21 protein-coding genes are annotated in these 22,950 nt (G+C 72.0%); 11 read left to right on the top strand and 10 right to left on the bottom strand.

The genetic code is table 11. The annotated features are described in order from the left end of the window. Nucleotides 1-122: 122 nt before the first annotated feature. From EDD54_RS16240 to EDD54_RS16225, 4 genes are all read right to left on the bottom strand, one after another. The gene (locus EDD54_RS16240; protein WP_126538144.1) at nt 123-1,676 is read right to left on the bottom strand and encodes a phosphomannomutase/phosphoglucomutase; all 1,554 of its coding nucleotides are present in this window, start codon (nt 1,674-1,676) and stop codon (nt 123-125) included. A 174-nt stretch (nt 1,677-1,850) separates the two neighbouring features. Next, nucleotides 1,851-3,797 carry a heavy metal translocating P-type ATPase gene (locus EDD54_RS16235; protein WP_126538142.1) on the bottom strand — a complete coding sequence of 649 codons (1,947 nt, stop codon included), beginning with the start codon at nt 3,795-3,797 and terminating at the stop codon, nt 1,851-1,853. Between the two features lie 150 nt (nt 3,798-3,947). Further along, nucleotides 3,948-4,958, bottom strand: a complete 1,011-nt coding sequence (locus EDD54_RS16230) for an NAD-dependent epimerase/dehydratase family protein (protein WP_126538140.1) — start codon at nt 4,956-4,958, stop codon at nt 3,948-3,950. Beyond that, nucleotides 4,958-6,286 carry a UDP-glucose dehydrogenase family protein gene (locus EDD54_RS16225; protein ID WP_126538138.1) on the bottom strand — a complete coding sequence of 443 codons (1,329 nt, stop codon included), beginning with the start codon at nt 6,284-6,286 and terminating at the stop codon, nt 4,958-4,960. The genes EDD54_RS16230 and EDD54_RS16225 overlap by 1 nt, the downstream gene beginning before the upstream one ends. A gap of 249 nt (nt 6,287-6,535) precedes the next feature. On the opposite strand from EDD54_RS16225, the gene EDD54_RS16220 reads away from it, so the two are divergent. Beyond that, nucleotides 6,536-8,275 carry a hypothetical protein gene (locus tag EDD54_RS16220; protein ID WP_126538136.1) on the top strand — a complete coding sequence of 580 codons (1,740 nt, stop codon included), beginning with the start codon at nt 6,536-6,538 and terminating at the stop codon, nt 8,273-8,275. Between the two features lie 15 nt (nt 8,276-8,290). Here EDD54_RS16220 and EDD54_RS16215 read toward each other — a convergent pair whose 3' ends face one another. The 3 genes from EDD54_RS16215 to guaD form a co-directional block, all read right to left on the bottom strand. After that, nucleotides 8,291-9,073 carry a class I SAM-dependent methyltransferase gene (locus tag EDD54_RS16215; protein WP_126538134.1) on the bottom strand — a complete coding sequence of 261 codons (783 nt, stop codon included), beginning with the start codon at nt 9,071-9,073 and terminating at the stop codon, nt 8,291-8,293. An 86-nt stretch (nt 9,074-9,159) separates the two neighbouring features. Beyond that, nucleotides 9,160-10,176, bottom strand: a complete 1,017-nt coding sequence (locus tag EDD54_RS16210) for a LacI family DNA-binding transcriptional regulator (RefSeq protein WP_126538132.1) — start codon at nt 10,174-10,176, stop codon at nt 9,160-9,162. A 29-nt stretch (nt 10,177-10,205) separates the two neighbouring features. Further along, the gene (guaD, locus tag EDD54_RS16205; RefSeq protein WP_126538130.1) at nt 10,206-11,522 is read right to left on the bottom strand and encodes a guanine deaminase; all 1,317 of its coding nucleotides are present in this window, start codon (nt 11,520-11,522) and stop codon (nt 10,206-10,208) included. Nucleotides 11,523-11,831: 309 nt separating this feature from the next. On the opposite strand from guaD, the gene EDD54_RS16200 reads away from it, so the two are divergent. Together EDD54_RS16200 and EDD54_RS23065 are read left to right on the top strand one after the other, a co-directional pair. Beyond that, a complete protein-coding gene (locus tag EDD54_RS16200) occupies nt 11,832-12,644 on the top strand; it encodes a trypsin-like serine peptidase (protein WP_165644766.1) in 813 nt (270 codons plus the stop codon). Nucleotides 12,645-12,685: 41 nt separating this feature from the next. After that, nucleotides 12,686-13,066, top strand: coding sequence for a carboxypeptidase regulatory-like domain-containing protein (locus EDD54_RS23065; RefSeq protein WP_166653461.1), 381 nt, complete (start codon nt 12,686-12,688; stop codon nt 13,064-13,066). A gap of 26 nt (nt 13,067-13,092) precedes the next feature. On the opposite strand, the gene EDD54_RS23750 is transcribed toward EDD54_RS23065, so the two are convergent. Continuing rightward, nucleotides 13,093-13,407 carry a LuxR C-terminal-related transcriptional regulator gene (locus tag EDD54_RS23750; protein ID WP_321184130.1) on the bottom strand — a complete coding sequence of 105 codons (315 nt, stop codon included), beginning with the start codon at nt 13,405-13,407 and terminating at the stop codon, nt 13,093-13,095. A 241-nt stretch (nt 13,408-13,648) separates the two neighbouring features. On the opposite strand from EDD54_RS23750, the gene EDD54_RS16185 reads away from it, so the two are divergent. The 6 genes from EDD54_RS16185 to EDD54_RS16160 all read left to right on the top strand — a co-directional run bounded on the left by EDD54_RS16185 (nt 13,649) and on the right by EDD54_RS16160 (nt 19,607). After that, a complete protein-coding gene (locus EDD54_RS16185; protein WP_126538122.1) occupies nt 13,649-14,716 on the top strand; it encodes a sensor histidine kinase in 1,068 nt (355 codons plus the stop codon). Continuing rightward, entirely contained in the window at nt 14,713-15,498 is a 786-nt protein-coding gene (locus tag EDD54_RS16180; RefSeq protein WP_126538120.1) for a LytR/AlgR family response regulator transcription factor, read from the top strand. The genes EDD54_RS16185 and EDD54_RS16180 overlap by 4 nt, the downstream gene beginning before the upstream one ends. A gap of 125 nt (nt 15,499-15,623) precedes the next feature. Continuing rightward, nucleotides 15,624-16,604 (top strand): hypothetical protein, encoded by a 981-nt coding sequence (locus tag EDD54_RS16175; RefSeq protein WP_126538117.1) that lies wholly within the window; start codon nt 15,624-15,626, stop codon nt 16,602-16,604. A gap of 241 nt (nt 16,605-16,845) precedes the next feature. Continuing rightward, nucleotides 16,846-18,519 carry a formate--tetrahydrofolate ligase gene (locus EDD54_RS16170; RefSeq protein WP_126538115.1) on the top strand — a complete coding sequence of 558 codons (1,674 nt, stop codon included), beginning with the start codon at nt 16,846-16,848 and terminating at the stop codon, nt 18,517-18,519. A gap of 101 nt (nt 18,520-18,620) precedes the next feature. Further along, complete coding sequence (locus EDD54_RS16165; protein WP_126538113.1) at nt 18,621-18,992, top strand: winged helix-turn-helix transcriptional regulator; 372 nt, start codon at nt 18,621-18,623, stop codon at nt 18,990-18,992. Nucleotides 18,993-19,133: 141 nt separating this feature from the next. Continuing rightward, nucleotides 19,134-19,607, top strand: coding sequence for an RrF2 family transcriptional regulator (locus tag EDD54_RS16160; protein ID WP_126538111.1), 474 nt, complete (start codon nt 19,134-19,136; stop codon nt 19,605-19,607). A 7-nt stretch (nt 19,608-19,614) separates the two neighbouring features. Here the strand turns inward: EDD54_RS16160 and EDD54_RS16155 are convergent, their stop codons facing one another. Continuing rightward, nucleotides 19,615-20,031, bottom strand: coding sequence for a PilZ domain-containing protein (locus EDD54_RS16155; protein ID WP_126538109.1), 417 nt, complete (start codon nt 20,029-20,031; stop codon nt 19,615-19,617). A 106-nt stretch (nt 20,032-20,137) separates the two neighbouring features. Between EDD54_RS16155 and EDD54_RS16150 the strand changes: the two genes are divergently transcribed. Continuing rightward, nucleotides 20,138-21,202: a polysaccharide deacetylase family protein gene (locus tag EDD54_RS16150; RefSeq protein ID WP_126538107.1), complete on the top strand. Its 1,065-nt coding sequence runs from the start codon at nt 20,138-20,140 to the stop codon at nt 21,200-21,202. Between the two features lie 9 nt (nt 21,203-21,211). Here EDD54_RS16150 and EDD54_RS16145 read toward each other — a convergent pair whose 3' ends face one another. Beyond that, the gene (locus EDD54_RS16145) at nt 21,212-22,003 is read right to left on the bottom strand and encodes a hypothetical protein (protein ID WP_126538105.1); all 792 of its coding nucleotides are present in this window, start codon (nt 22,001-22,003) and stop codon (nt 21,212-21,214) included. A 387-nt stretch (nt 22,004-22,390) separates the two neighbouring features. On the opposite strand from EDD54_RS16145, the gene EDD54_RS16140 reads away from it, so the two are divergent. Then, nucleotides 22,391-22,891 (top strand): hypothetical protein, encoded by a 501-nt coding sequence (locus tag EDD54_RS16140; RefSeq protein ID WP_126538103.1) that lies wholly within the window; start codon nt 22,391-22,393, stop codon nt 22,889-22,891. Nucleotides 22,892-22,950: the final 59 nt, after the last annotated feature.

Here is a 22,950-nt window from a genome sequence, read left to right as displayed (position 1 = left end):
GGCGGGTCCGGGGACCCGGTCGGCTGTCCATCCCGGCGGTCCCGCCCTGCGTTACGGGACGCTCCCCGCCGGCGGCCGCCGCTCGCGGCGGAGGGGCCGCGGCGGCGCGGCCCCGTCCCGGTTCAGATCGTCTGGTTGTAGGCGCCGACTTCCGGGTTCTCCCGGAGCACGCCGTCGACCGCGTGGAACATCTCGTGCAGGCGCGCTTCCGAGGCCGGGCTCTCGACGACGACGACGAGTTCCGGCTTGTTCGACGACGCGCGCACGAGGCCCCAGGTGCCGTCGGCGGTGGTGACGCGGACGCCGTTGACGGTGACGATGTCGGTGATCGCGTGGCCGGCGATCGTCTCGCCCGCCGCGGCCATCGCGCGGAAGCGGGCGACGACGCGGTCGACCACGTCGTACTTCACCTCGTCGGCGCAGTGCGGCGACATCGTCGGCGAGCCCCAGGTCTTCGGCAGGGCGTCGTAGAGCTCGCTCATCGACTTGCCGGGATTGCGGTCGAGCATCTGCAGCACCGCGATCGCGGTGACGAGACCGTCGTCGTAGCCGCGGCCGACCGGGGCGTTGAAGAAGAAGTGGCCGGACTTCTCGAAGCCGGCGAGCGCCTGCAGGTCGCGGACCCGGCGCTTGATGTAGCTGTGGCCGGTCTTCCAGTAGTCGGTGGTGACGCCGAGGTCGCGCAGCACCGGGTCGGAGTGGTAGAGGCCGGTCGACTTGACGTCGACGACGAAGGTCGGCTTCGGGTGGACGGTGGCGAGGTCGCGCGCCAGCATCACGCCGATCTTGTCGGCGAAGATCTCGTTGCCCTTCTCGTCGACCACGCCGCAGCGGTCACCGTCGCCGTCGAAGCCGAGGGCGAGGTCGGCGCCGTGTTCCTTCACCGCGTGCGCCATGGCATGGAGCATCTCCATGTCCTCGGGATTGGGATTGTAGCGCGGGAAGGTCCAGTCGAGCTCGGCGTCGAGCGGGATCACCTCGACGCCGAGGCGTTCCAGCACCGCCGGGGCGAAGGCACCGGCCGTACCGTTGCCGCAGGCGGCGATCACGCGCAGCTTGCGGTTGATCCGGCGGTCGGCGACGAGGTCGTCGGCGTAGACGTCGGCGAAGCCGTCGACGTAGCGGTAGGCACCGCCCGGCGCCGAGCGAAAGGCGCCGGAGAGCACGATCTCCTTCAGACGGCCCATCTCCTCCGGACCGAAGGTGACCGGACGGTCGCAGCCCATCTTGACGCCGGTCCAGCCGTTGTCGTTGTGGCTCGCGGTCACCATCGCGACCGCCGGGACGTCGAGGGCGAACTGGGCGAAATAGGCCATCGGCGACAGCGCGAGGCCGATGTCGTGCACCTTGCAGCCGGCGGCCATCAGGCCCTGCGCCAGTGCGATCTTGATGCCCATCGAGTAGCCGCGGAAGTCGTGGCCGGTGACGACCTCGAGCGGCTTGCCGAGTTCGTGCAGCAGGGTGCCGAGACCGAGACCGAGGGCCTGAACGCCCATCAGGTTGAGCTCCGGCGTCTTCGGCGAGCCGGGATGGCCGAACCACCACCGCGCGTCGTATTCGCGGAAGCCGGTCGGCTTCACGAGGGGCGTCGTTTCGAACGCGGCCGTGTTCGGCACGGGATCGGCGGCGGGCCGCTTGAAGGAAGCGGTCGGATCGTCAAAGCTCAAGTCGATCATCCCCTGTTTCAAAGACTGTCCGATAACGGATGGCGTTTCTATTCAATTCCCTCGAATGACTTGAGTATCCGTACGACGTGCCCCGGAACGCCCCGTACACCGCCGTCTCCGGTCGCGCGGTGAACTGACACCGTCGCCGATTTGCTTGCCCCGAACCCCATCTGAGGGCGCAAGTTATCGATTCCGCACTGCGGATGGCAAGCCGTAAGTCGCGCCCGGAGTCCGGGGCGCGCCGCGGTCCCGGCCGGGCAGCAACCGGGCGGAGTTGAGCAGGAAGACCAGCTCCGACGAGACGTGGACGAAGGCGGCCAGCATCGGGTCGAGGTGGCCGGTGGCGGCGAGGGCGATGCCGAGGAGATCGACCGTCAGCGTGCCCGCGAAGTTCTGCATGATCACGCGCCGGGTGCGGCGGGCGACCTCGATGGTCTCGACGAAACGGGCGAGGTCGTTGCCGATCAGCAGCACGTCGGCGCTCTCCCGGGCGACGTCGGTGCCCGAACCCATCGCGACGCCGACCGTCGCGCGGATCAGCGCCGGGGCGTCGTTGACGCCGTCGCCGACCATCGCCACCACGCGGCCCGCCGCGGTCAGCGCCTCGATCCGGGCGAGCTTGTCCTCCGGCAGCATCTCCGCGCCGACCTCTGCGATGCCGAGCGCGCCCGCGACCGCCTCGGCCACCGCCGGCACGTCGCCGGTGAGCAGGACCGTGCGGATGCCCATGGCGCCGAGGGCGCGGACCGCGCCGGCCGCCTCGGGCCTGACCGCGTCCGCGACCAGGATCCGCCCGGCGAAGCGGCCGTCGATCGCGACCAGCACCTGCGAGGACGCCGCGTCGCGCTCGATCGGCGGCACCTCGACGCCGTCGGCCTCGAGCAGGCGGCGGTTGCCGCAGAGGACGCGCCGGCCGTCGACGACGGCGCGGATGCCGAGGCCGACGGTGTTGTCGAAGGTCTCCGCCTCGAGGGGGGCGAGACCGCGCGCCGCCGCGGCGCGCACCACGGCGCGGGCGAGCGGATGTTCCGAGCGGGCTTCGGCGGCGGCGGCGAGGGCGAGCAGGGTGTCTGCGTCGGTGCCGCCCTCCGGCAGCACGGCGCCGACCGACGGTTCGCCGAAGGTCAGCGTGCCGGTCTTGTCGACCACCACGGTGTCGACCCTGGAGAGGTTCTCGAGGTGCAGACCGCCCTTGACCACGGCCCCGAGCCGGGCGGAACGGCCGATGCCGCCGAGGATCGCGAGCGGCGTGCCGGCGGCGACGCCGCAGGCGCCGGCGACGATCACCACCGAGATGGTGTCGTGGATGTCGCGCGTCACCAGGAAGGTGACCGCGGCCGAGGCGAAGGCGAACCAGACCAGTTGTCCGGCCAGACGATCGGCGAGGCGATGCACAGGCGCGCGGCTGCGGCCGGCGCGCTCCACCGCTTCGACGATACGGCCGTAGCTGGTGTCGGCGCCGACCCGCTCGACCACGATCTCGATCGCGCCGGCCTGGTTGACCGAACCGGCGTAGACCGGGTCGCCGGCCCCCTTGGCGGCCGGCATCGACTCGCCGGTGATACGCGACTGGTCGACGTGGGAACGGCCGTCGACGACGGCGCCGTCGACCGGGATCGCCTCGCCCGGTGCCACCAGCACGCGGTCGCCCGCCACGAGGTCGTCGACCGCGACCGTGACGACGGCGCCCGCGCGCCGCGCCCTGGCGGTGCGCGGCATCACGTCGGTGAGCGCGTGGATGGCGCTGCGGCCGCGGGCGACGGTCAGGTGCTCGAGTTCCTCGGCCACCAGCACGAACACCAGGATGACGAGCGCGGTCAGGAACTCGGCGATCGAGGCGGCGGCGGCGATCGCGATGACCATGGAGAGTTCCATGGTCATGCGCCGTTCCATCAGGCTCGACCACGCCTCGCGGAAGATCGGCCAGCCGCCGAAGACGAGGCCGGCGACGCCGATCACGTCGAGCCGGACCCAGGGCTCGTGGACGTCGAGCCAGACCAGCACGCCGGCGGCGAAGGTGACGGCGATCCGCGCGAGCGCCATCGGCGAGAAGGCGCGGACGTCGTCGTCGTCGTCGTGGTCGGTGCCAGTTCCCGGTGCGTCCCCGGGAACGACGGTTTCCATCGCCATGCCGCCTCCTCGCGCGAAGCCGCTTCGGCCTCGGCCGCCATCATCGCAGACGCGGACGGCGCGCGGCATCCGTCGCGTGCCCGATGGGCGATCGGCGCGGGTGCGGGGAGGGCGGTGGGCCTCCGGCGACCCGCTCCGCCCCTGCGGGACTCACACCCCGCGCCAGTCCCGGTACCAGGACACGAAGGCGGCGACGCCGTCGGCGAGCGGCGTCGACGGCACGTAGCCGGTCAGCGCCTTCAGGAGGTCGGCCGCGGCGAAGGTGCGCGGCACGTCGCCCGGCTGCATCGGCAGCATGTTGCGCACCGCGGTCCGGCCGACGGCGGCCTCGACGGTGTCGACGAAGTCGACGAGGCCGATCGGCTGGCCGCCGCCGAGGTTGACGACGCGGAACGGCGCCACGTGCGACAGCGTGTCGACGACGCCGGTGGCGGTGACACGGTTGTCCGGCCCGGGCACCACGTCGATCAGGCGGACGACCGCTTCGATCAGGTCGTCGACGTAGGTGAAGTCGCGCTGCATCCGGCCTTCGCCGTAGACGTCGATCGGCCGTCCGGCGAGGATGGCGTCGACGAACTTGAACAGCGCCATGTCCGGCCGGCCCCACGGACCGTAGACGGTGAAGAAACGGAACGCCGTCGTCGGAATGGCGTGGAGATGGGCGTAGGCGTGCGCCATCGCCTCCATCGCCTTCTTGGAGGCGGCGTAGATCGTCATCGGCTCGTCGGCGCGGTCGGTCTCGGCGAAGGGGATGACGAGGTTCGAGCCGTAGACCGAACTGGTCGAGGCCAGCAGCAGGTGCCGCGGCGCCGTCTCGCGGGCGATCTCGAGCAGGTTGAACGAGCCGATCAGGTTGCTGTCGACGTAGGCCCGGGGATTTTCGATGCTGTAGCGCACCCCCGCCTGGGCGGCGAGATGCACGATCACGTCCGCCTTCGCCAGGTCCGCCGCGCGCCGCAGCGCGTCCATGTCCTCCAGCATGCCCTCGACGGCGGTGAAGCCCTCGCGCGTCGCGAGCATGGCATGGCGCTCGTGCTTGAGCGCCACGTCGTAGTAGGGCGTCATGCCGTCGAAGCCGACGACGACGTGGCCGTCGTCGAGCAGCCTGCGGGCGAGGTGGAAGCCGATGAAACCGGCGGTCCCGGTGACGAGGAAGCGCATCACGCGCCGCCCGCCGCCGGCTTGGTGGCGCGGCCGACCCCGGTGAAGGCGAAGCCGTGGCGCTCGACCTCCTCGCGCGGGTAGACGTTGCGCAGGTCGACGAACACCGGCGCCTTGACGATGCTCTTGAGGCGCGGGAAGTCGAGGGCGCGGAACACGTCCCACTCGGTCACGATCACCACCGCGTCGGCGCCCTCGGCGACGTCGTAGGCCGACGTGCCGTAGGAGACGCCCGACAGCATCGCCTTGGCCGGCTCCATGCCCTCCGGGTCGTAGGCGCGGATCACCGCGCCGGCGTCCTGCAGCGCCTGGATGATCGACAGCGACGGGGCGTCGCGCATGTCGTCGGTGTTCGGCTTGAAGGTGAGGCCGAGCACGGCGATCGTCTTGCCGCGGGCGTCGCCGCCGACGGCCTGGATCACCTTGCGCGCCATCGCGCGCTTGCGCTGGTCGTTGATGCTGACCGTGGTCTCGATCAGGCGGATCGGGCTGGCGTAGTCCTGCGCGGTCTTGACGAGGGCCAGCGTGTCCTTCGGGAAGCACGAGCCGCCGTAGCCCGGGCCGGCGTGCAGGAACTTCGAGCCGATGCGGTTGTCGAGGCCGATGCCGCGCGCGACCTGCTGGACGTCGGCGCCGACGTGCTCGCAGAGGTCCGCGATCTCGTTGATGAAGGTGATCTTCATCGCGAGGAAGGCGTTGGCGGCGTACTTGATCAGCTCTGAGGTGCGGCGGCTGGTGAACAGCAGCGGCGCCTGATTGAGGTAGAGCGGGCGGTAGACCTCGGTCATCGGCTCGCGGGCGCGCTCGTCCTCGATGCCGACCACGATGCGGTCCGGGCGCTTGAAGTCGCCGATCGCGGCGCCCTCGCGCAGGAACTCCGGATTGGAGACGACGGCGACGTCGGCCTCCGGGTTCTCCTCGCGGATGATGCGCTCGACCTCGTCACCGGTGCCGACCGGCACGGTCGACTTGGTGACGACCACGGTGAAGCCCTTGATCGCACGGGCGATTTCGCGCGCGGCTCCGTAGACGTAGGAGAGGTCCGCATGGCCGTCGCCGCGGCGCGACGGCGTGCCGACGGCGATGAACACCACGTCGGCGGCGGCGACGGGCTCGGCGAGGTCGGTCGTGAACGACAGGCGGCCGGCGTCGACGTTGCTCTTCACCAAGGCGTCGAGGCCCGGCTCGAAGATCGGGATCCTATTGTTCTTCAGGGCTTCGATCTTCTCGGCCGCCTTGTCGATGCAGACGACGTCGTGGCCGAAATCGGCGAAGCACGCCCCGGAGACCAGACCGACGTAACCAGACCCGATCATCGCAATGCGCATGAGCTTTCCCCTGAAATGAATGTCCGTCGGTGCCGCGGCGGCGGCCGGGCCCGCCGTGATCCCGTCCCGGTTCCGAGACCCGCATATCCCATCTCGCGCCCGCCGGCCATAGCCCCGAAGATGCATCCCAGCCGCGAATGTGCGGTGCAGCGAGCGCGTGCGCACCGCCGTGCGCGGCCTCTGGACCGGATCGCCCGGGCGGGTCAGGATCGATTCGGGTGCGGCGTGGAACGCGGAGAATCGGTGGCGATGGCGGCGAGGCGGCGGCGTACGAAGCGCGGGACGACCCCCGCGGCCGCGGGGCTTGTGGCGGCGCTCGCGCTGATCGCCGCCGTGCTGGTCGCGCCGGCGCGCCCCGACGCCTACGGCTTCCCGCCGCAGGTGGCGCTGCCGCTCGAGGCGCTGTTCGTGCTCCTGGCGCTCTCGCTCGGCCGCGGCGCCGCCGCCGCGCCTCTGCGCCTCGCCACCGCACTGGTGCTGACGCTTCTGGTCGCCCTCAAGGCGGGCGATCTCTGGGCCTTCGCGACCTACGACCGTGCCTTCGACCTCCGTGCCGATCCGTCGCGGCTCTACCGCATGGCGGCCGCCGGCGGCGGCACGCTCGCGACGGCGCGCATCGCCGGCGCCGTCGGCGGCGCGCTGCTGGCGGCCGGCCTCGTGTTCCGGCTCCTCGACGTGGCGCTGCGCCGCGTCGCCGCCGCCCTCGACCCCTATGCCCGCGGCCGCCCGGTGCTCGCCTCGATCCTGGTGCTGGCGATCGCCGCCGGCGTCGTCGCCGACAGCGCGGTCGCCGGCTGGCGCAACGTCCGCCTCGTCGCCGACCACGTCGGCGCGATGTCCTACGCCCCGGCCGAGGTGGCGGCGGCCCGTCCGCGGGCGACCTCCGCACCGGTGGCGAAGGCCCCCGACCCCGCCGCCGTTCCGGCCCGCCCCAAGCCCGCACCGGCCTCGCGCGACGACGACGCCGCGGCGGCGGTGCCGACGGACCGGCTGTTCTCGGTGCTGCGCGGCAAGGACGTCGCGATCGTCTACCTGCCGAACTACGGCCGCGTGCTGCTCGACGATCCCGACTACGCCACCACCATCGGCCCGCTGCTGGAGCGCGCCGGCCGCGACGTCGCCGCCGCCGGCCTCACCGCCCGTTCCGCCTTCCTGGAGGCGCCGTCGGAGGGCGACGCGGGCTGGCTCGGCCGCGTCGCGCTGACCTCCGGCCGCTGGGTCCCGACCACCGGCGACTACGACGACGTCGTCGCCTCCGGCCGCCCGTCGCTCGGCGCGCTGTTCCGCCGCGCCGGCTGGCGGACGGCGGCGCTGATGCCCGCCTTCCCGGCTGGCCGAGGCGAGAGCCCGTGGTACGGCCACGACCGCGTCCACGACGCCGCCGAACTCGGCTACGCTCCGCCGACCGGCCCGGACGCGCCGATCCCCGACCAGTTCACTCTCGCTGCCTTCCAGCGGCTGGAACGCGCCGGCGCTCCGGACCGTCCGGTGATGGCCGAGATCGCGCTCGCCGGCACGAGGTCGCCCTGGCCGGCGCCGCCGCCGCTGGCGTCCTGGCGCAGCCTCGGCGACGGCAGCGGTCTCGCGGCGGCGCGTCCGGCCGCCTCGGGTGACGCCCGGGCCCGATACCGCCGCGCGATCGAGGGCAGCCTGACGACGCTGGTCTCCTGGCTGCGCACCTACGGCGACGGCCGTCTGGTCGTCGTGCTTGTCGGCGAGGCGCCGCCGGGCCGGGCGCTCGGGCGCGCGACGCCGGTCGTCCCGGTCCACCTCGTCGCGCGCGACCGCCGCGTGATCGACGCCGTCGCCTCCTGGGGCTGGAGCGCGGGCATGCTGCCGGCGCGCGGCGCGCCGCAGTGGCGCATGAGCGCCTTCCGCGACCGCTTCGTCGGGGCGATGTCCGCCGGCCCCGCCGCCCCGCGGCCGTCCACCCCCGCGCCCGCCGCACCGCCGGCGCCGGTCGGGCGGCCGCCGAACCCGGTGCCCTGATCGCGGGGGCCGGCGTCAGAGCGGCTTTGCGAACAGGTCGTCGTGGCCGACGGTGACGCGTCCGTCCGTGGTCTCGGCCGCCTCGAGCCGGAAGGCGAGCCAGTCGCCGACCGCCTCGCGCTCCAGCGTCTCCGCGGCGGCGTCGGCGAGCCGGCGCAGCAGCACGCCGGCGAGCGCGCCGTCGTCGGGTCCGAGTCGCCACGGCGTCTTCGCCACTGAGACGGCGTAGCCGGCGCGGTCGAGCGTGCGGGCGAGAACCTCGACGGCGGTCGCGCCGAGCGCCGGCCCACCGCCATCGTCGGCGCGCAGGAAGCGGTCGTGCGCCGCGACGACGGCCTCGTCCAGTGCGTGCGGCGGCTCGAAGACCACGGTGCCGTCGAACACGCCGGCGGCGTAGAAGCCGGCGCGGCGCGACGCCAGCGAGGCGACCAGCCGGGCGACGAAGCTCTCCGGAACGTCGCCGACGAGGTCGGCGGTGGTCACCAGCGTGGCGTCGGCAAAGGGAAACAGCACGTTGCCGGCGAGCGCCATCGTCACCGTCTCGACCTCGGGATGCCGGGCCGCGGCGACCGCGGCGAGGGCGGGGTCGTCGTCGACGAGGCGCCAGCGCGCCGGTCGCTCGAGCAGGGGCGCCAGCGCGCGCAGCATCGCGCCGGTGCCGGCGCCGAGGTCGACGATGGTCGCGGTACCCTCGGCCGCGTCGGCGAAGGCGGCGGCCGCCGCCGCGAGCGCGGGGTCGCGCGCCGCCCGGTCGGCCTCCTCGCGCAGATCGAGCCAACTGGCCGTGCCGTCGTCCATCGCCGTTCCGCCCTTCCCGTTCGTCCGCCCCGCGGCGAAGATAGCGCCGCCGCGGCCCGCTGTCGTCGTGCCGCCGGGCGCGGCCGTCAGGCCCGCGGCGGCGGAGCCGTGCTGCCCCGCAGTACCAGTTCCGTCCCGAGTTCGACGTCGAGCCGGAACTCCGGCGCACCGTCGAGCCCTTCGAGCAACTTGCGCGCCGCCGCGACGCCGACGGGGCGCTGCGGCTGGCGCATGGTGGTCAAGCCGGGTTCGCAGTAGGCGCCGAACTCGATGCCGTCGAAACCGATCACCGAGACCTCCTCGGGAACGCGGACGCCGGCGGCCCGGATCCTGTTCATGAACGCGATCGCCATCTCGTCGGATCCCGAGGCGATGCCGGTCGGGCGTTCGTCGGGCGACATCGCCAGGAAGGCGGCGGCGCTGCGGGCGCCGGACGCGAAGGAATAGTCGCCCTCGAAGCGAAGCGCCCGCTCCGTCGGCAGCCCGACCTCGGCGAGGCCGTCGAGGAAGCCGGCCCAGCGCGGGACGTCGTTGACGTTGCCGGGCAGCGAAGCGAGATAGCCGATGCGGCGGTGGCCGAGCCCGTGGAGGTGGCGCACCTGCGCCGCCGAGGCGGGACGCTCGTCGACGAGGACGTTGGGCACGCCCGGATGGTCGATCCGGGCGTTGGCGGCCACCACGGGCAGCCCGAAGCAGGCGAGGCTGCGCCCGCCCGAGCGCGGCATCCGGCCGGAGAACAGCAGCACGCCGTCGACGTGACCGGCGGCGACCAGCCGGATCACGTGCTGCTCGCGCTCCTCGACGTCGTCGAGGTCGCTGACGATCAGCCCGTAGCCCTCGCGCGCCAGCTCCGCCTCGACGCCGCGCACCACCTCGCCGAAGAAGCCGTTCGCGAGCTTGGGCAGTACCACCAGCACGGTGTTGGTCGAGCCGGAGCGCAGGTTGCGGGCGGCGACGTTGGGCGTGTAGTCGAGCGCCGCCACCGCGGCCATCACGCGTTGCCGGGTCTCCGGCCGCACCATGTCGGGAGCGGACAGCGTACGGCTGACGGTCGCCGTGGAGACGCCGGCACGGCGCGCGACGTCAGCGATCTTGCTCGGCATCGGACCTCCTTCGGCACCGGTCGACGGCGTCAGCGCGCGCCGACGGGGCGTCCGGCCACGTAGGTGGCGGCCACGGCCCGGTCGTCGCCGAGGGTCATCAGCACGAAGAGCTCCTCCTCGAGGTCGCCGTCGACGGCCTCCATCCGATGGGCCATGGCGGGGGTGGCGCGGGAATCGAGCACGACGAGGTCGGCGGCGAGGCCCGGCTCGATCCGGCCGATCTCATCCGCTTCGCCGATCACCTCGGCGTTGGCCCGGGTCATGCGGTCGAAGGCCGACAGCGCCGACAGCTTCTGCCCGCGCAACTGCATGATCTTGTAGGCCTCGGCCGCGGTGCGCAGCATCGAGTAGTCGGTGCCGCCGCCGACGTCGGTGGCGAGGCCGATCCGTACCGGGTGCGGTCCCTTCTCGAGGCCGTCGTGGTCGAACAGGCCCGAGCCGATGAAGAGGTTGGAGGTCGGGCAGAACACCGCGACCGCCCCCGCTTCGCTCATCCGCTCGATCTCGTCGGGTCGGAGATGGATGCAGTGGCCGAGGAGCGTGCGCGGGCCGACGAGGCCGTAGTGGTCGTAGACGTCGAGATAGCCGGCGCGCTCGGGATAGAGCTCGGCGGTGTAGGCGATCTCGGCGCGGTTCTCCGACATGTGGGTCTGCACGAGGCAGTCCGGGTTCTCGCGGGCGAGGGCGCCCGCCGCCTCCAACTGCGCCGGCGTCGAGGTGATGGCGAAGCGCGGCGTCACCACCACGCGCTGGCGGCCGCGCCGGTGCCAGGCCTTCACGAGTGCGGTGGTGTCGCGATAGCCGCTCTCGGCGGTGTCGGTCAGCGGCGCCGGCGCGCCGCGGTCCATCATCGTCTTGCCGGCGAGCATCAGCGTGCCGCGCCGCTCGCTCTCCTCGAAGAAGGCCTCGATCGCCTCGCGGTGCACCGAGCCGTAGACCACGGCGGTGGTGGTGCCGTTGCGGGCGAGCTCGTCCAGGAAGAAGCGCGCGCCGGCCTCGGCGTGGCCGCGGTCGGCGTAGCGCATTTCGGCCGGGAAGGTGTATTTCGACAGCCACTCGAGCAACTGTTCGCCGTAGCTGGCGATCACCCGCGTCTGCGGGAAGTGGATGTGGGTGTCGACGAAGCCCGGCAGGATCAGTTTGCCGCGGTGGTCGTCGACGACGCATCCGGCGGTGCGGAACGCGTCGATCTCACCGGCGTCCGCCACGGCGACGATGCGCCCGTCCTCGACCACGACGACGCCGTCGGCGAGATGGCGGTAGCTGGAGGCGTCGCCGACGCCGGCGGGACGGCGCAGGAAGCTCAGGATTCGGCCGCGCAGGATACGGCGGGAAGTGATTGTCATCGGTGTCGCGGAACTCGTCGGAAGCGCGGCGTCGATTTTCGACAATGCCAGACTCGCGCGCCCCTGGCGAGCCGGCGCGGCACGTGGCGACCCCCTGTTCCGACATCTGTGGAACTGCTATGTTTCTCATCGTGTCCCGGGGGATTTCTGGGCACGCGGAGGTTTTCCATCATGACTACTCGTCGCATTCGTCGCGTGGTTTGCGCGACCCTTTGGGGTTCGGCCCTCGCCGTTTCGTCCCTTTCCGCGTCTTCTCTGCCCGCGTCCGCCGCGGGTCCGGACTCGATCCTGTCGAGCGACGGTTCGGCCGTGCCGTCCGCCGTCGGCGCCGCCCGCGGCCTGGCGTCCTTCGCCGGCACCGGCGGTGGTTCGTCGGGTGGTTCGGGCGGCGTCGTCGTCTCCCCGGGTGCGAGCGATCCCCTCGACGGCTTCTCCGCGCCGGGGTCCGTGATCGGATCCGACGGCCGTACGCAGATCACGGCGACCACCACGTTCCCGTACCGGGCGATCGTCGAGATCCTGTTCAAGCAGACCGCCGGCGGCGGCTACTACGGCTGCACCGGCTGGATGATCGGCAAGGATACGCTGGCGACCGCCGGTCACTGCGTCCACAAGGGCTCGGGCGGCTCGGCCGGCTTCTACGACCGCACGACCTACATCCTGACGCCCGGCCGCAACGCCGCGACCAAGCCCTACGGCACCTGCAAGGCGCGCCGGCTCTACACGGTCGCCGGCTGGGCCAATAGCAACGACACCAACTACGACTACGGTGCGATCAAGCTCGACTGCACGGTCGGCACCAAGACGGGCTGGTTCGGCTTCTACTGGCAGAGCGCGAGCCTGACCGGGTCGCCCGCCACGGTCACCGGCTATCCCTGCGACAAGCCGAGCGGCACCATGTGGACGATGTCCGGCACCGTGGCGTCCACGCAGACCCGCAAGATCACCTACACGATGGACACCTACGGCTGCCAGAGCGGCAGCCCGGTGTGGCGCGTCCATCCGAGCTACGGCCGAGCCGCGATGGCGATCCACACCAACGGCGGCAGCTCGTCCAACTCCGGTACGCGCCTGACGGAAGCCGCCGTCGCCAACCTCCGGTCCTGGCGCGACGCGCCGTGAACCGGCCGAACCGTGATCGCACCGGGCGGAACGTCCGCCCGGTGCAACGCCCGCTCGCCGTCGCGGCCGTGGTCGCGCTGGCGCTGGTCCTCGTGGGCTGCGAAGGGACCGGCGGCGATGCGCAGGTCTCCGATGCGGGCGGCGGCGCCGCGGCCGGCCCGTCCGATTTCGTCGGCGTGCGCGGCCGGGTGCTCACGAGCGACGGCGCCCCCGTCGCCGGGGCCGTCGTCGCGGCGGCCGCCTTGCCGGGGACGACCGCCGCCGTTCCCGAACTCGGTGTGATCACCGGTCCCGACGGCAGCTACGCGTGGCCGCTGCCCCCGGGCAGGTTCCAGCTCTCGGTCCAGGGCGAGCAGGCGGTCGCCGCGGTCTCCGTCGCGGTCGAGCCGGGAAAGGCCACCGAGGCCGACATCCGCTTCTGATCCGCGCCCGACCCCGGTCCGACCGGTCACGGCTTCCCGACGAGGGCGCGCACCGCCTCGCGCGAGGACACGCCGAGCGCCGCGAACAGGTCCGAGACGTGGTTGCGGACGGTGAACGGCGACAGGCCGAGCAGGCGCCCGATCTCCTTGTTCGACCGACGCTCGAGCAGCAGGTCGAGCACCTCGCGCTGGCGGGCGGTGAGCCGGTCGAGGTCGGGCGCGCGCCTCAACCGCCGCAGCCCCACCTTTGCGGCCTCGGGCAGCCGGGCACGGATCGCCGCCGCGAGGGCGGGATCGTCGGTCTCGATCGTGATGCGGAACACCGCCCCGGCCACGGCCACGGGGGTGTCGCGCGAGGGCGGCGGCGGGCGTCGGTCGACCCGCACGGCGCGCCGCGCCGGCGCCGTCGGAGATGGCTTGATCTTCCTCATGCATCGGATCGTAATGGGCTTTTCCAGCCGGTCGCAGCGCCGGGCCTGCCGGTGGCGGCCCGCCGCCGGCGAGCGGCGTGGATTTCTGCGAACCGCTTCGGCGGGACGACGAACGACCTGGACGGGCGGGGGCGGCAGGATGGCGAGGGCCATGGAAATCGACGGTCCGGGAGATTCGTCGCGCGAGTTCCGCCGCGCGGCGCTCGGACTCGGGCTCGTCTACTGGGCGGGCGTGTTCGTGAGCTCCAGCTTCCTCTGGGGTCTCGCCGGAACCGATCCGATCACCTCGGCTCCGGGCAAGCTCGCCTACATGGCGCTCTGCTCCGGCGTCACCACGGTGATCGCGCTGGTGCTGATGCGGGTGACGACGCTCTCCTTCCCCGCCAAGGCGGCCCTCTGCTTCGTGCTGGCGCACCTCGCCGGTCCGGTCGGGGTCGCGATCAACTTCGGGATCTACGTGGTTTGCGTGTGGCCGCAGCCGGTGGTCTTCGACCTCCACGCAGCCGCCCTCGACATGGTCGACACCACCGCGGGCTTCTTCGGCTGGGCCTGCCTGTTCATGGCGCTGCTCTACAGCTTCGAGGTGCGCGACCGCGAGCGGCGCCTCGCCGCCGTGCGCGAGGAGGCGCTGGCGGCGCAGATGCGCGCGCTGCGCTACCAGGTAAACCCGCACTTCCTGTTCAACACCCTGAACTCGATCGCCGGCCTGGTCGAGGAGGGTGCCGCCGAGCGTGCCGGCCGGATGGTGATGTCGCTGTCGACCTTCCTGCGCACGACGCTCGCGGTCGACCCGTTCGACGACGTGCCGCTCGCCGACGAGATCGCGCTCCAGGCCGGCTATCTCGCGATCGAGCGCGAGCGCTTCTCCGACCGCCTCCGCCTCGGCGTCGACGCTCCGCCCGACCTGATGGACGCGCTGGTGCCCAGCCTGATCCTGCAGCCGCTGGTCGAGAACGCGGTCAAGCACGGCGTCGGCGCCACCGCCGGCTCGGTCGAGATCGCGCTCGCGGCGCGCCGCTCCGCCGGCCGGCTGCAGTTGATCGTCGAGAACGACATGCCCGCGGCCCCCTGCGACGCGCCGCCCGGCATCGGCCTCGGGCTGCGCAACGTCGCCGACCGGCTGGCGGCGCGCTTTCCGGGCGATGCCGCCTTCAGCGCCGGACCGGTGGCGCCCGGCCGCTGGCGCGCCGTCGTCGACCTGCCGTGGCGGGCGGCATGACCGGCCTCTCGGTCCTCGTCGTCGACGACGAGCCGCTCGCCCGTCGCCGCCTGATCCGCCTCGCCGGCGCGCTCGCCTGGGTCGGCCGGATCGCCGAGGCCGGCGACGTCGCCGGCGCGCTCCGCTCCCTCGCGGACGAGCCGGCCGACGTGCTGCTGCTCGACGTCCAGATGCCCGGCGGCGACGGCTTCGACCTGCTCGCCCGGCTGCCCGCGGGGATCGCCCCGGCCGTCGTGTTCGTCACCGCCTTCGACCACCACGCGCTGCGCGCCTTCGAGGCCGCCGCGGTCGACTACGTCACCAAGCCGGTCGAGCCGGCGCGCCTCCGCGTCGCGATGGAGCGCGCCCGCGCCGCCGTCGCCGCCCGTGGCCATGCCGAGCGCGTCGCCGAACTGCAGGAGACCGTGGCGACGCTGCGCCGGGCGGTCGGCGCCCGCGAGCGTCGCAGCCGCGACCTCTGGGTCCGCGTCGGCGCAGACCACGTCCGCCTCGCCGCCGAGGCGATCCTGCGCATCCAAGCGGAGCGCGACTACGTCCGCATCCACGTCCGCGGCGCCGACTACCTCCACCACGAGAGCCTCGCGGCGCTGGGGGAGCGGCTCGACCCCGCCGAGTTCCTGCGCATCCACCGCGGCACCATCGTCCGCCGCGACGCCGTGGCGCGCATCCGGACCGGCGCCTATTCGGCGCTGATCGCCGTGCTCGCCGACGGCACCGAGCTCAAGGTCGGCCGCACCTACGCCGCCGCCGTGCGTGCCGCGCTGTCCCGTCCCGGATGCTGAGAGGCTTCGGCCGCATCGGTGTCCCCGGTACGCCGCCGCGCTGCCGGCAGGGCCGCCGCCGCCGCTAGTCTCCCCGCCACGCCGGCCGCGCCCCCCGCCGCCGGTCCGTCCATTGGGGAGTTTCCATGATGCGATCGATCATCCGGGCCGTCGTCCTCGCCGCGCCCATCGCTGCCGCGACGCCCGCCGCGGCGGACGGCACCGTGCATCTCGAGGGCGCGGTGCCGCGGATCGAGGCCGGCAACCGTCTGGTGCTCGACAACGTCCGCATCACCGGTTCCGGCTACTCGATCGCCGATTCCTGGCGCCTGACCTACGCCTTCGACGGCGCGACGCGCGACCTGAAGCTCGCGGCCACGGCCAAGTTCGCGAACGTCGGCCTCGTCAGCGAATGGCTGTTCGCCCGCAACGTCACGGTGCCGCAGCCGAACTTCAAGGTCGACGGCGTCGCCTATCCCTCGGGCACCCAGTTCACCTTGCCCGCGATGGCGATCAAGCCGTTGGTCGCGACCTACTCGCTGCAGCCCGGCCACGTGATGTCCTGGCGCGTCAGCCTCGCCTCGACGGAGTTCGACTTCGAGTTCCGCGACCCCTCCGGCAAGCCGCTCCTGAAGATGCGCTCGGCGGCCAATGCCAACATCGTCACCGAGCCGGTGCCGATCCTGAAGGCCGGCACCTACCGGCTCGTCGTCAAGCCCGTCGGCGCGCCGAGCATGACCATCCGCCTGATGTCCTTCAACGCCAACAATCGGCCGCTGAAGACCGTGGTCGACGGTTCGGCGATCAGCGAGGACTTCGTCGTCAACATCCGCGACTACGCCAAGTTCAGAGTCTATCTCGACAAGGGCCGGACGCTGCGGATGACCAAACCCTTCACCGACGTCACCATCCGCCTCGTCGACGTCTACGGCCGCCGACTCGCCTCCTACACCGGCCTGCCGATGATCTACGATTCCAAGGCGGCCGGCTGGTACACCGTGTTCGTCTACAACGAACGCGGCTGGGGCGCGCGCTACGACGGCACCGTCCAGGTGGCGCAGACGCCTGCGGCGCGCGTCAAGGACGACGCCGTCGCGGTTCCCGCCGCGGCCGTGGCGGCGCGCTGACGGCCGCGGTCGCGACCAAACGTCCTAGCGGCGGCCCGGGCCCGGAACGGCGCGCGGCCGCCGCCCGCACGAATCCACGGACGCGCGGGTTCGCTTAGAAAAATCGAAATCGCCCGATAGAAATTCTGTCGGCCGGCAGGCTATCGCTCGTATCGGTGCTGCGTCACGCTGGATCCATCGGGATCCGCGCGCCCCTCGAAGGGCAGGCGCGGAACGGAGGAATGCCGGGAGCACGCATGCCATGCTGAGCGACATCGAGATCGCACGCGCCGCAACGATGAAGCCGATCGGCGCGGTCGCCGAACGACTGGGGATTCCGGGCGACGCCCTGGTGCCCTACGGCAAGCACATCGCCAAGATCGACCACGCCTTCATCCGTTCCGTCCAGGACCGGCCGCGCGGCAAGCTGGTGCTCGTCACTGCGATCACCCCGACGCCGGCCGGCGAGGGCAAGACCACCACCACGGTCGGCCTCGGCGACGCGCTGAACCGGATCGGCCGCAAGGCGGCGATCTGCCTGCGCGAGCCCTCGCTCGGCCCCTGCTTCGGCGTCAAGGGCGGCGCGGCCGGCGGCGGTTACAGCCAGGTCGTGCCGATGGAGGAGATCAACCTCCACTTCACCGGCGACTTCCACGCGATCACCTCGGCGCACAACCTCCTGTCCGCCATGATCGACAACCACGTCTACTGGGGCAACGAGCCGAAGATCGACGGCCGCCGCCTGACGTGGCGCCGCGTGCTCGACATGAACGACCGCATGCTGCGCAACCAGCTCAACGGCCTCGGCGGCACCACCAACGGCTTCCCCAAGGAGGACGGCTTCGACATTACCGTCGCCTCCGAGGTGATGGCGGTGTTCTGCCTGTCGAAGGACCTGAAGGATCTCGAGGCGCGGCTGTCGCGCATGGTGATCGGCGAGACCGACAAGAAGGAGTTCCTGACCGCCGCCGCCGTCGGCGCCCCCGGCGCCATGGCGGTGCTCCTCAAGGACGCGCTGCAGCCGAACCTCGTGCAGACGCTCGAGGGCAACCCGGCCTTCGTCCACGGCGGCCCGTTCGCCAACATCGCCCACGGCTGCAACTCGGTGATCGCCACCGAGACGGCGCTGCGCCTCGCCGACGTGGTCGTGACCGAGGCCGGCTTCGGCGCCGACCTCGGCGCCGAGAAGTTCATGGACATCAAGTGCCGCATGACCGGCCTCGCGCCGGACGCGGCGGTGATCGTCGCCACCATCCGCGCCCTCAAGATGCACGGCGGCGTCGCCAAGGAGGATCTCTCCAAGGAGAACACCGCGGCCCTCGAGGTCGGCTTCGCCAACCTCGCCCGCCACATCGAGAACGTCGCCAAGTTCGGCGTCGAGGCGGTGGTCGGCATCAACCGCTTCGCCTCCGACACCGACGCCGAGGTCTCGACGCTGCTGGCGCTCTGCGAGCGCGCCGGCGCCAAGGCGGTGATGTGCACCCACTTCGCCGAGGGCGGCAAGGGTGCCGAGGCGCTCGCCCACGAGGTCGCCGCGATCCTCGACGCGCCGCGCCGCGCCCAGTTCCGCACGCTCTACCCGGACGAGATGCCTCTGCTCGACAAGGTCGCGACCATCGCCCGCGAGATCTATCGCGCCGCCGGCGTCGAGGCCGATCCCAAGGTGAAGGCCAAGGTCAAGCAGTTCGAGGCCGCCGGCTACGGCCGGCTGCCGGTCTGCGTCGCCAAGACCCAGTCGTCCTTCTCGGCCGATCCCGCCGCCAAGAACGCGCCGACCGGCCACGTCCTGCCGATCCGCGAGATCCGCCTCTCGGCGGGTGCCGAGTTCGTGGTGGCGATCTGCGGTGACATCATGACCATGCCCGGCTTGCCGAAGGTGCCCGCCGCGGTGAATATCAGGCTCGATTCGGACGGTCGCATCGTCGGTCTCAGCTGAACGGACCCTCGGGGGAGGTGGTTCGGCGAAGACGGGCGACGTCCGACGTCCGCGGTGCCGCGCGTGCGGCACCGCGGGATCCCGTACCGGAGTAGACGTCCATGGCTCCCCCGATCGGCCGCCTCGCCGCGGCCCCCTCGGACTATGTCCCACCCGAGCTTCCGCCCCTCGAGCCGCTGCGGCGCACGCTCAGGGCCGTCTCGGGCAAGTGGAAGCTCGAGATCCTCTGCACGCTGATCCACGGCCCGCGGCGCTTCACCGAGATCCGCCGCGCCATCCCCGGCGTCACCCACCACATGCTCGCGGCGCAACTGCGCGAGATGGAGGCCGACGGCCTGCTCGCCCGCCACGCCTACGACGAGATGCCGCCGCGGGTCGAATACGAGCTCACCGCCGCGGCGCGCGACCTGAAACCCGTCGCCGAGGCGCTCCGCATCTGGGGTGAGACCCACGGCGGCGCGCGGGCGGACTGAACCGGCGGCGAGGATCGTCCGTGGTGGTGCGAAAGCGCGCCTTGATGACCATATCGGTTCGTGTAGGCTCGTTTCGGCGGCGGCGGTAACGGGCGTTACGGGCGCCTCGACCGCCACCCTCGACCCCGCTATGGTCCGCGCATGATCTCCCAGAAGGCCAAGTACGCGTTCAAGGCGCTCGTCGAACTCGCGACGGCGCCGGCCGGCGAGTCGATGTTGATCGAGGACATCGCCCGGCGCGCCGGCATCCCGCGCAAGTTCCTCGAGCACATCTTGCTGCAGCTGAAGCATCACGGCGTCATCGCCAGCCGGCGCGGGCGCGGCGGCGGCTACGTGCTCCTGAAGAACCCGGCGGAGATCTCGATCGGACAGGTGCTGCGGATGATCGACGGTCCGATCGCCCCGCTCGGCTGCCTGTCGCGCTCGGCCTATCGGCCGTGCTCCGACTGCGTCAGCGAGGAGGCCTGCGCCGTCCGCAAGATCTTCGGCGACATCTTCGCCGCCACCATCATCCTGATGGACGCGACCACGCTCGCCGATGCGGTGCGTCACGCCCAATCGGGCACGGGCGGCACGCCGGCGGCGGTGGTCGAGGGGCTGTTGGCGGGCGGCTGAGCCGGCGTCAGGTCATGAAGCGGAAGCGCGACAGCCGGGGGTCGGCGCTCTCGTGCACCGAGATCGGCTCGCCCTCGAAATGCAGACCCATCTCGTCGCCGCGGCGCCACATCACGTGGCACTTCAGGAGCTGCCCCGTCTCGAACAGGTAGAAGTCGTTCGGCGCATCGGCGGCGTTCGGGCTGCGGATGCGGGCGCCCGTCTCCGAACGGTCGCGGATCACGCAATCGATCGTGTAGCGATAATCGCCGAAGACGATCTTCGCCGCGCGCAGCGTGCGTTTCCGAAGTGCGATGCGTCGGTCGTCGACGTTTGTCATCTCTCGCCTGTCCCGTGGACGCGCCGATGATCGCGCGATCCGGTGAACGAAGCGTAAGCCGATCGCGACGCCCCACGACCGCGACGGAGCGCGGTGGCCGGTCATCCTTAACCATCCCTTAAGAAACGATTGGAAACGATCGCGGAAATCTTGTCTTCATCGGCCGTGGCTTATCGTGTCCGTCCCGGGATCCGCCCGGACGGACGTAACGATGCCGAGGATCCCGGTCGGTTTCGCGATGACCTCCACGTTGAAGACGCGACTGTTCAGGGCCGGGTTCTCCACGCTCGCCGCGTTGCGGGCGGACGTCTGGCTGCCGGCCGTGACCGACTGGCGCGGCGTCGTCCTGACCATGCACCGCGTCCGCCCGGCGCCGGCCGAAGGCTTCGCCCCCAACGCCCATCTCGAGATCACGCCCGAGTTCCTCGAACTCGCGGTCGGGCGCCTGCGCCGCCGCGGCATCGCGCTGGTCGGCCTCGACGAGGCGAAGGCCCGTCTCGCCGCCGGCGACCGCGAGCGCTTCGCCGTCCTGACCTTCGACGACGGTTATGCCGACAACCACGACGTCGCCTGGCCGATCCTGAACCGCCTCGGCGTGCCCTTCACCGTCTTCGTGGCCTCCGGCATGGTCGACGGCACGGCCTCGGCGTGGTGGCTCACCCTCGAGGAGGTGCTGCGCCGCGCCGACACGGTCGACTTCGCCGGCACCCGCCGGCGCCTCGCCTCCGACGCCGACCGCCATCGCGCCTTCCGCGCGATCGCCCGCCCGCTGCGCGCCCTCGGCGAGGCGAAGCGCGACGCCGCGGTCCGCACGCTCGCCGCCGCCGCCGGCGTCGACATCCCCGCGCTGCTCGCCCGCGAGATGATGGATTGGGACGCGGTCCGCCGGCTCGCCGCCGATCCGCTGGTCACCATCGGCGGCCACACCGTCGATCATCCCTCGCTGGCCGCGCTCTCGACCGAGGAGGCCCGGCGCGAGATCGTCGGCGGTCTCGACCGCATCGAGGCCGAGACCGGCCGGCGGCCGCGCCATTTCGCCTATCCCTACGGCAGTCCGCGTGACGTCTCGGTGCGCGACGTCGAACTCGCCCGTTCGCTCGGTCTCGAGGTCGCCGTCACCACCTCCGCCGGCATGCTGTCGGGAACCGGACGCAACGCGGCGTGGCCGCGGGTCTCGCTCAACGGCAACTTCCAGTGCGGCCGCGACCTCGACCTCCTGGTCTCCGGCCTGCCGCAGTTGCTCGACCGCCGCCGCCTCGCGGTCGCCGCCGGCTGAGGTCCTCCGTCAGGGGATGCGCCGGAGGTCGCCGGTGAAGTCGGCGGCCGCGCGGGCGCCGCCCTGCAGCACGTTCTCGATCGCGTTGGACGAGCGGTTGCCGCGCAGGGCGTCGGCAAAGTCGTCGGAGCGGTGGCGCGGACGGTAGCCGAGCCGGTGGGCGTTGGAGTTGTCCCACCAGCCCGAGGTGTTGCGCGACACCCCGTAGACCACCTCGAAGCTGTAGTCCGCGGAGAGCGCCGTCACGATCAGCTCGACGAAATCGGCCGGCGAGATCCAGGTCGCCAGCATGCGCTCGTCCAGCGGCTCCGGCCGGCATGCGCCCATGCGGATGCACATCGCCGAGATCGCGTGCTTGTAGGCGAACAGCGAGGCCATCGATTCTGCGATCGCGCCGACCACCCCGTCGGCGCCGTCGGGCCGGGCCGGCGACAGGCTGTCGAGAACCGCGGAGCGCCGGTAGAGGCCGACGACGCCATCGGGCACGAGCATCGCCACCCGCCGCACCCGGCTGCGCCGCGCCGCTTCCCACAAGCCCTCGAGGCTGCGCACCGCTTTGGCGTAGTCGCCGCCCCAGCGCCGGCTGTCGAGCTTGGAGAGGTCGATCACCGCCGCTGCGCCGGCGAAGGCGTCGGCGAGGGCGTCGACGTCCTCGAGGGAACAGCACGTGCATTCGGTGGGATGGCAGGTCGTGCCGCCGTCGACCGCGCGGACGTCGAAGCCGCGCAAAGGCAGGGTCTCACGCAGCAGGCGACCGAGATACATCTGCCCGCCGACCAGCACGATCCTGTTTCCGACCATCGTCCAAGGGTCTCCGACGCGTCCCGAGTCCCCTTCAGGTAACATTAAACAGACACTTCGATTCAATTATAATTTCAACGGTCCGCCACCCACGCGCCGATCGCGTACCCGCGCGCGGCGCGTGCGGGCGCCATGCCATCACGGGTGGTGAAGGATATCGGCACGAACGCCGAGGCTGTCGCCCACACTAGGTGTTCGTACGGATGGCCCGCAACGGTTCCGTACTGCCGTCCCGCGAGATTCAATCTTGACCCTGACACTCAGGTTCAAGAAGATGCGCCGTCTTCGACGTTCGGGCCTTGAACCCCTTCGATTGGAGTTCGCGATGATCCGCCGCCCTCCGGCCCACCGCGGCCGGCCGACTCCACCGTCGGCCGGGTCGCCGCCATGACCCTCGTGCTCGCCACCGGGCGCAACGAGCCCGTGTTGTCGCGAAGGCCCGAACGCCTCGCGATCGAGGGCTATCGCCACTGGCTGAACGGCTTCCGCACCGGCTGCATCGCCTGCTGGGAGCGCGGCTACGACGTCTGCGCCGACGAGGTCGGTGCCGCGGCCGCCGCCCGGCTCGCCGGTGAGCTGACCCCCTGGGTGCGCGAGACCTGCCGGTCGACCCGCCGCGACCTCGACTGCTTCCCCTACGGCAGCGGCTGCCTCTGCCGCGACGAGTGTCTCGTACTGGCGATGCTGGCCGCCCACCAGCACGGCGACGCCGCCACCGCCGAACTCGCCGCCCGCCATCTCGTCGGCGACGGCGACCCGGCGCGCGCCTCGGCCGCCGCCGGTGTGTTCGCCCGCGCCCTCGGCGAGACCGAGCAGCGCCTGCTGCCGATCCCCGCCGCGGTGGTCGCCGACGTCGCGGCCCGGCCGCAGGCGGCGAAACTGTCCTGACACCGTCACAGTCTTTCTTCACCTGATGGGCCGAGAGCCGGCCGATGATCCCGAAAGGT

The sequence above is a fragment of the Oharaeibacter diazotrophicus genome, from assembly GCF_004362745.1.
Lineage (GTDB): Bacteria > Pseudomonadota > Alphaproteobacteria > Rhizobiales > Pleomorphomonadaceae > Oharaeibacter > Oharaeibacter diazotrophicus.
This window is presented reverse-complemented; position numbering and strand designations above follow the sequence as displayed.